Below are 5,953 nucleotides of genomic sequence, written 5' to 3'. Positions count from 1 at the left end.
CAACGAGGTTCTGGAAGAACTGTTTCAGATGTTCAACCTCTCCCGTCCGCAGGATTTTGAGGGGCACAGCCTGTCGGTCAGCGATGTGATTGCACTCAAACGCAATGGCGAGATATCTGTGCATTATGTGGACAGCATCGGCTTCAAGGAACTGCCGGGGTTTCTGGACAAGCAGCCGGAACGCCATTCGGTACTGATGAATCTCAAGGAAAAGTGCGATGCCCCGGAGTGCAATCCTACCGTCTGCCGGAAAGCGAGGGATGAACATGAACTTTGACCACGAGGAATTGACCCTGATGATGCTCTACAACACCGGCACCCGGCTGGGGCTTATCCACGAGTTGCGGCTCATGCAGTGCTACCTGATGCCCGATGAAACTGCCCTGCGGGAACTGTCGGAGGGCGTTATCGAAAAGCTGAAACTGCTGACCGATGCGGAGTTTGCCGAACTGGAATTTCCACTGGACTGATCTTTGCCGCCTGCGGGCGGCGTACATATTCTCTTTTTGCATTTGGTGTGATATACTGAACTCGACAAATCGGAATTTGTCTTGACTTTATAAATTTCCCCGCCTGATTTGCCCCGTTCATTGTCCAGATAGTACATATAGCAGTGGTCACAGCCCTCACTGTATTTGCGGCAGCCATGCCAGGGATTCCAAATATCACTGCTCATACCGATTCCTTTCCAGTTCGCAAATCAGACTGTGAGGCATTCTTCGTGGCCCACGTACCGCACCAATCCCATAGGCTTTCAGCTTCTCAAACGGGAGAAAAGACGGGTTGTACTGATCCAGCTTTTTCAATCTCATCACATGGTTCATATGTACGTTGCCATCATCATAATGGTAAGGAATATTGACTTCTGTAGCTTCGCACCGATATAGAACAGCGGAAACCGGGGCCGTAACATATAGACAGACAACATCGCCAACGGCTACTTCCTCCTGTTTATAGCCTTGGTCAGTAGTTTGATACTATGTACGAACTTTCTGCGTACTTGCTTTCGTTTTCGGATACCGTACAATATTTATACAATGAATCGTCAAGAGAGGAGGCAACAAGGTGACTTCTTTAACCATAGAACAAAAAAGAGTGGACATATACCCAAGCGCAAAGCCGGGCAGCCCAGTTATCTATCTCAACACCTTTTCCAATGCCGTTAACAGTGTGTATAAAAACCTGATGGCGCTCGGCTGCCCAGATTTCAGTCTGGTGGCGGTCAGTAAGCTGAAATGGGATCATGACATGACACCGTGGTATATGGGGCCGATCTCTAAACACGATACGCCCTGCACCGGGGGTGCGGATGATTACCTGAAACTGCTTCTGGATGAAATTATGCCGGAAGCGGAAGCGCTCCTTCCCGGTGCGCCCGCCTGGCGGGGCCTCGCCGGTTACTCGCTGGCCGGGCTGTTCGCCCTCTACGCTCTCTACCAAACGGATGTGTTTGCCCGCGCAGCGAGTATGTCAGGTTCCTTCTGGTTTGAGGGCATCATGGAATATGTGTGCTCCCATGAGATGAAGCGCAAACCTGACTGTCTGTATTTTTCTCTCGGAGACAAGGAGAGCTCCACCGATAATCCGATTTTGAACGTTGTGCAGCAGAATACGCAGAAGATAGAAACACTGTGCCACGGGAAAGGCATCGAAACCACCTTCGTACTGAACAGTGGCAGCCACTATCAGGCGTGCAACAAGCGCACAGCGGCTGGCATTCACTGGATATTAAATAGATAAACCGACAAGGAGATAAAACGATGGATACGATCTATTCGCTTTTTCAGAAGGTAGTTAAAGAACATGAAAATGCCCCGGCTATCATTGAAAACGACCGCACCATGACTTTTGGAGAGCTGTCCAACATGGTGGATATGATCACGTGCAGCTTTCCGCAGGAAGTACACAGCATCGGCATCGTCATGCGTCACCGAACCGAGATGATTGCCTCGATTCTGGCGGTACTCAAATGCGGCGGCCGATACGTCCCAGCCGAGCCGGATTTTCCCACCGGGCGCATCCATGACATGATGACCGAGGCACAGGTGGATTTTGTGCTGACGGAACACGCCTTTGCGCCCAAACTGAACAGTTTCCCCATCCGCTATACAGATTGTGAGATCTGCGGCGTGGAGACGCCCTCCTGGAAGCGCAACGCCGTGGAGGACCCGGAACGCCCCGCCTATGTGCTGTATACCTCCGGCACGACCGGGCGGCCCAAAGGCGTCTGTGTTACCAACCGCAATGTCTGCCACTATGTGCGCGCCTTTGCGAATGAGTTCCACCCCGGCCCCGGCGATGTCATGCTGCAATATTCCGTCTGTTCCTTTGACATCTTTGTGGAGGAAGTGTTCACCAGCCTGCTGAATGGCGCCGCTCTGGCCATCCCCTCTGACGAGGACAAGGCCGACATCCATGCGTTGATGGCTTTTGTGGAACGCCACCATGTGACTATGATCAGCGGCTTTCCGTATCTGCTGGCAGAAATGAACCACCTGTCTGTCATTCCGTCCTCTCTGCGGCTGCTTATCAGCGGCGGCGATGTGTTGCGGGGCGTTTATGTGGATCACCTGCTGGACAAAGCAGAGGTTTACAACACCTACGGCCCCTCCGAGACAACGGTCTGCGCCTCCTATTACCGTTGCAATAGTGGAACTGTGTTGGAGGACGGTACCTATCCCATCGGTCATCCTGTACTGGGTGCGCAGATCAGGATTCTGGATCAATCTGGCAACGAGGTTGCCAAAGGGCAGACGGGTGAGATTTGCATTTATGGCGGCGGTGTAACTCTGGGCTACATTGGCGACCATGCCGAGGAAAACAGAGCTTTTGAGCGGCAGCCGGACGGTAGCACCATGTACCGCAGCGGCGATTTGGGCTATATCCTGCCGGATGGCAACATTGCATTCCTGCACCGCAAGGACGACCAGATCATGATTTACGGCAAGCGGGTGGAACTTGCCGAGGTGGAGTCCCGGCTCTATCGGTGCAAGGATGTGCAGCAGGCTATTGTCCGGGCTTTTACAGACGAGGATGGACTGTCCTATATGACCGCCTATGTGGTGCCTTCCGACAATAAGCTGAAAGTCTCGGAAGTAAAAAAAGAACTGTCTGAAAATTTGACTTCCTTTATGATCCCAGAGTTCTTTGTGAAGATGAAGCAGATTCCTTTGAATGTCAACGGTAAGCCGGATGTGTCGAAACTGCCGGTGGTAATGAAAGCGGGGGCATTATAATGGAGATTCAGATCCGGCAGGCCACGATCCAGGACCTGAATGTATTGATGCAATGGCGAATGGAAGTCTTGCATGAGGTATTCTCCATCCCCTCGGAGCGGTCTGTAACAGAGCTGGAATCGGAAAATCGCCGCTACTATCAAACAGAACTGCCGCAGGGCGGACATATTGCCTGCTTTGCCTACGTAGGGGAGGAAATCGTCGGCTGCGGCGGGATATGCCTCTATCATGAGATGCCCTCACCGGACAATCTAAACGGGAAATGTGCCTACCTGATGAACATTTATACCCGGCCGCAGTTTCGCGGACACGGCATAGGGAACAGAATCGTCAGGTGGCTTGTAGAGCAGGCTCGTCAGCGGCATATTTCAAAAATTTATCTTGAAACCTCAAACAAAGGCAGGCCGCTGTATCAAACAATCGGTTTTGCCGATATGAAGGATATGATGAAACTGTCCCGTGAAAAATAAGCAAAATCAAAGGAGCATACATACAATGGAGCCAATCATCTGAAACGTTGAAGTAAAAAGCGTCCTCACAAAATCCAATTTGCCTGTGAGTGATTATTCGGTCAATCCTTATGTGGGCTGTGGCCACGGCTGCAAATATTGCTACGCATCTTTTATGAAGCGTTTTACCAATCACCCGGAGCCCTGGGGAGAGTTCATAGACGTTAAATTTTGGCCGGAAATCAAACACCCGGAGCGGTATGCAGGGAAAGAACTGTTTCTCTGTTACGTGATCGACCCATATCAGCCGCTGGAGGAAACCGCCTGCCGCACCCGCGCCATTTTGGAGCAGATGCAGGGCAGCGAATGTAGCCTCAGTATTGCTACCAAGTCTGACCTGGTGCTGCGTGACCTTGACCTCATTAAAACATTCCCCAATGCGCGGGTATCCTGGTCGATCAAACACACTGGACGAAGATTTTCGCGCTGATATGGACAATGCAGTGAGCATTGAGCGGCGGCTGGCCGCTATGAAAGCATTCCATGATGCTGGTGTGCGCACCACCTGCTTTATCTCGCCGATTTTCCCCGGCCTCACCGACCTGCCCTCCATCATCCACCGGGCGAAGAATCAATGTAATTTGGTCTGGCTGGAAAACCTAAACTTGCGGGGCGGTTATAAGAAAACGATTTTTGACTATATAACGGAAAAACATCCAGACCTGCTGCCGCTGTACGATACCATTTACAATAAAAAAGAACGCAGCTACTGGTCAATGCTGGATGCGCAGATGCGGCAGTTTTGCCAAGAGGAAGGGCTACTGTATGTCCGGGATGATGATTCCATCAAACGCCCGTTCAACGATCCGCCTATCGTGGTCAATTATTTTTTCAACGAAGAGATTATCCCTCGGCCAAAATGCAGAAGAACAGGTAATCAAAACTATATAGTAACATGCAGAAAGCTAGAAGTTGTAGAGGTGAGGTTATGAAACGCGCAGAATTAGAATCAGACATATAACGCCGAGACAGATTATCCGTGGCTCAAATATCCGAATTATGAGGTGTTCCGGCATTGTAATAATCGGAAGTGGTTTGCTCTGATTATGGATGTACCAAAGAACAAGCTGGGGCTGCAAGGCGAAGAAATGCTGGAAGTGGTCGATTTCAAATGTGACCCAATTCTGATTGGCACACTACGAGAGGAACCCGGCTTCTTCCCGGCGTATCACATGAGCAAGGATAGCTGGATTACTGTTGCACTGGATGTGCAGCGTATCAGATGACAAAATCAAAATGTTGCTTGATATGAGTTATGAAGCAACGATACCCAAAACATGCAAAAAGAGATACTGATAAATTCCCGTTTACCACCCAAGAACATCCATGAGAGAGGAGTGACCGTTATGAAGGAAAACAGAAAACTATTAAAAGAAGTGCTCAAGGACATCCGGCACGACATGACCGATGAGGAAGTGCTGAATCTGCTGGCAGACAGTAAGATCTCCGTCAGTCCTGAAAGCGAAAAAGAAAAGTATACGCTGGGGCAGCGTGCAGCGGATTCCATTGCAAAATTTGCCGGAAGCTGGGCGTTTATCTTTTCCTTTACCGGTGTTCTGATCCTTTGGATGGTGGTCAACACGGTGCTGGCTGCCAAGGCATTTGACCCGTATCCGTTTATTCTGCTGAATTTGGTACTGTCCTGTGTGGCGGCGATTCAGGCACCGCTGATCATGATGAGCCAGAACCGTCAGGAGGAAAAAGACCGCCGCAGAGCGGAAAATGACTATAAAGTCAACTTGAAGACCGAGATCATGATCGAGGACCTGTACGATAAAGTAAACGCCATTCTTGCCAAGCAGTCCGCACTGGAAAAGCGGCTGCAAAACGATGGCAAAAATCATACAAAGCAGCAGGAAAACAACTGAATCCTAGCTTTTTTGCGCCAAAATGGGATAAGCCGGAAAGAAAACGGTGTGCGATTTCATCTCCCGGTGTTGATTTTTGTCTCATTGTGGTAATGGGGGGAAAGACAGATACAAGATATTGTTGCAAAAGTATTATTTTTTCGTGAATATTAGCGCTCTTATATTGACAGTGCTAAAAAACAATGCTATAACAGTGGCGTGCTCAGGAGGAAGGGCAAAAGGAGAGCCGCAAGGCTCCCCGGAAAGCTCTTCCGAGTGGACGCTTCAGATTTTTTGCCCCGACCCGAACGCCGGGATTGGAGGAATGATTTATGCTTATGCCGACTGTTTTCCATGAAAA

The 5,953-nt window shown here is 50.0% G+C and carries 7 protein-coding genes and 2 pseudogenes; 8 read left to right on the top strand and 1 reads right to left on the bottom strand.

Annotation, left to right across the window (positions count from 1 at the left end):
- Both QZL71_RS12630 and QZL71_RS12625 read left to right on the top strand, forming a co-directional pair.
- On the top strand, window positions 1-277 hold a 277-nt coding region (locus QZL71_RS12630), incomplete at its 5' end, for a YodL domain-containing protein (RefSeq protein WP_294649053.1).
- The gene (locus tag QZL71_RS12625; RefSeq protein WP_154244646.1) at window positions 267-470 is read left to right on the top strand and encodes a transposon-transfer assisting family protein; all 204 of its coding nucleotides are present in this window, start codon (window positions 267-269) and stop codon (window positions 468-470) included. The genes QZL71_RS12630 and QZL71_RS12625, both read left to right, overlap by 11 nt.
- An 86-nt stretch (window positions 471-556) precedes the next feature.
- Here QZL71_RS12625 and QZL71_RS13310 read toward each other — a convergent pair.
- A pseudogene (locus QZL71_RS13310) lies at window positions 557-676 on the bottom strand (DUF5131 family protein); the annotation flags it as partial.
- 389 nt (window positions 677-1,065) lie between these two features.
- Here QZL71_RS13310 and QZL71_RS12615 point away from each other — a divergent pair.
- From QZL71_RS12615 to QZL71_RS12590, 6 genes and pseudogenes are all read left to right on the top strand, one after another.
- The gene (locus QZL71_RS12615; RefSeq protein WP_044954294.1) at window positions 1,066-1,740 is read left to right on the top strand and encodes an alpha/beta hydrolase; all 675 of its coding nucleotides are present in this window, start codon (window positions 1,066-1,068) and stop codon (window positions 1,738-1,740) included.
- A 20-nt stretch (window positions 1,741-1,760) separates the two neighbouring features.
- A complete protein-coding gene (locus tag QZL71_RS12610; protein WP_294649052.1) occupies window positions 1,761-3,236 on the top strand; it encodes an amino acid adenylation domain-containing protein in 1,476 nt (491 codons plus the stop codon).
- The gene (locus tag QZL71_RS12605) at window positions 3,236-3,706 is read left to right on the top strand and encodes a GNAT family N-acetyltransferase (protein ID WP_005924656.1); all 471 of its coding nucleotides are present in this window, start codon (window positions 3,236-3,238) and stop codon (window positions 3,704-3,706) included. Before QZL71_RS12610 ends, QZL71_RS12605 begins: the two co-directional genes overlap by 1 nt.
- 79 nt (window positions 3,707-3,785) lie before the next feature.
- Window positions 3,786-4,677, top strand: a pseudogene (locus tag QZL71_RS12600) (radical SAM protein).
- Between the two features lie 72 nt (window positions 4,678-4,749).
- Window positions 4,750-4,971, top strand: coding sequence for an MmcQ/YjbR family DNA-binding protein (locus tag QZL71_RS12595; RefSeq protein WP_226815879.1), 222 nt, complete (start codon window positions 4,750-4,752; stop codon window positions 4,969-4,971).
- 120 nt (window positions 4,972-5,091) lie between these two features.
- Complete coding sequence (locus tag QZL71_RS12590) at window positions 5,092-5,613, top strand: DUF1003 domain-containing protein (RefSeq protein ID WP_015564846.1); 522 nt, start codon at window positions 5,092-5,094, stop codon at window positions 5,611-5,613.
- The last annotated feature ends 340 nt before the right edge of the window (window positions 5,614-5,953 follow it).

It is taken from the genome of uncultured Faecalibacterium sp., assembly GCF_900066275.1.
GTDB lineage: Bacteria > Bacillota > Clostridia > Oscillospirales > Ruminococcaceae > Faecalibacterium > Faecalibacterium taiwanense.
This window is presented reverse-complemented; position numbering and strand designations above follow the sequence as displayed.

What these genes read in the sequence shown, in the direction of transcription:
- QZL71_RS12605 (WP_005924656.1), top strand. Translation starts at nt 3,236, where the DNA reads ATGGAGATTCAGATCCGGCAGGCCACGATCCAGGACCTGAATGTATTG.
- QZL71_RS12625 (WP_154244646.1), top strand. Translation starts at nt 267, where the DNA reads ATGAACTTTGACCACGAGGAATTGACCCTGATGATGCTCTACAACACC.
- QZL71_RS12590 (WP_015564846.1), top strand. Translation starts at nt 5,092, where the DNA reads ATGAAGGAAAACAGAAAACTATTAAAAGAAGTGCTCAAGGACATCCGG.
- QZL71_RS12610 (WP_294649052.1), top strand. Translation starts at nt 1,761, where the DNA reads ATGGATACGATCTATTCGCTTTTTCAGAAGGTAGTTAAAGAACATGAA.